2 protein-coding genes and 1 pseudogene are annotated in these 1469 nt (G+C 44.9%); 2 read left to right on the plus strand and 1 reads right to left on the minus strand.

Annotated elements, in window-relative coordinates; all coding sequences use genetic code 11:
* Positions 1 to 594 (plus strand): LysE/ArgO family amino acid transporter (locus R7E42_RS24135; RefSeq protein ID WP_318073105.1); only part of this gene is annotated, 594 nt, incomplete at its 5' end.
* Positions 595 to 618: 24 nt separating this feature from the next.
* A complete protein-coding gene (locus R7E42_RS24140; protein WP_318073106.1) occupies positions 619 to 1101 on the plus strand; it encodes a YbaK/EbsC family protein in 483 nt (160 codons plus the stop codon).
* A 47-nt stretch (positions 1102 to 1148) separates the two neighbouring features.
* Here R7E42_RS24140 and R7E42_RS24145 read toward each other — a convergent pair.
* A pseudogene (locus R7E42_RS24145) lies at positions 1149 to 1469 on the minus strand (mechanosensitive ion channel domain-containing protein); the annotation flags it as partial.

The raw sequence follows: 1469 nt of genomic DNA on the forward strand, positions 1-1469 counted from the left end.
GGGGCATCGATGATCATTCCGATCGGAGCACAAAATGCGTATGTCTTGAATCAAGGCATAAAGCGCAATCACCACCTGACGACAGCCACTATTTGTAGCGTCCTAGATATGATCTTCATTTCTCTAGGTATCTTTGGTGGTGGTGCTATTCTGTCTCAAAATGAAATCCTACTGACATCGGTGACGCTTGGTGGTATTGCCTTCCTGAGCTTCTATGGACTACTTTCGCTTAAAAGCGCATTCAAGCCAGAGAATGAATCGGAATCAAAAGGGGAAGTCGTAGCTCGTGGACGCCGAACGGTCATTTTAGGCGCATTAGCTGTCACTGTGCTCAACCCACATTTGTACTTAGATACCGTTGTTATCTTAGGCTCAATCGGTGGACAATTTGAAGGCCATGATCGAATCGCTTTCGCGTTAGGCACTATTATGGCGTCATTTGTTTGGTTCTATACCTTGTCGATGGGCGCCGCAAAACTCGGGCCTACGCTATCTAAACCGAAAGTAAAAAAAGGCATCGATATCGCCGTTGCACTGATGATGTTCACCATTGCTTATGTACTCGCGAGCGAGCTCATCACTAAATACTGGTAATCCAAACCAAAGGATATGAATGACATGGAGTCACTGGAAAACATCTATCGCATCAACAAAGAGCGATTGCATTCGCTCTCGACTCCATTTCGAGAATGGCAACACGAAGCCATTCTCGACTTCGACACCGACCTTAAAGTCGCGAAAGAACTCGGCTGGCAAGGCACACATAGCAAAAGCTTGTTTTTAAAACTCAAAGGTGGCGGGTATGCCGTGTTCATTACTGATAAAGACTCTCGCCTTGATGCCAAAACGATTAAAGCAATATTAGGCAAGCGACCTTCTATTGGCTGTGATGAACTCATGCAGGAATTACTTGGCTGCCTACCCGGTGCCGTTTGCCCGATAGGTTTACCACCAGAGGTTGCGATCGTGGTGGATACCAAGCTCTATCATCACGAAGAGTTGCTTTATACACCAGGGCTACCAGAGCGCACCTTCGGTATTGCAGGTATTCATTTAAAACCACTCTTACAGATAGGTAATAACCCTCTGTTTGAAATATAAAAAAAGCGAGGCTAGTGCCTCGCTTTTTAGATTATCTATCGTTCGAATTAAGATTCGACACGGTTCAAATGAACATCCATTTGTGGGAATGGGATTTCGATACCGTTCTCGTCCAATGCTTCTTTAATGCCTTGCATTGAATCGAAGTACACACCCCAGTAATCCGCAGTTTTAACCCAAGGGCGCACTACGAAGTTAACTGAAGAATCTGCTAGTGTTAGAACACCGATAGTCATATCAGGATCTTTCAAGATACGAGGATCTTTTTCTAGCGTTTCACGAATCACTTTCTTCGTTAGCTTAAGATCGGCTTTGTATGAAACGCCGATGACCAAATCTACGCGTCGCGTTGCATGACGAGAGTAGTT

The sequence above is a fragment of the Vibrio sp. Vb1337 genome, from assembly GCF_033338715.1.
Classification (GTDB): Bacteria; Pseudomonadota; Gammaproteobacteria; order Enterobacterales; family Vibrionaceae; genus Vibrio; species Vibrio alginolyticus.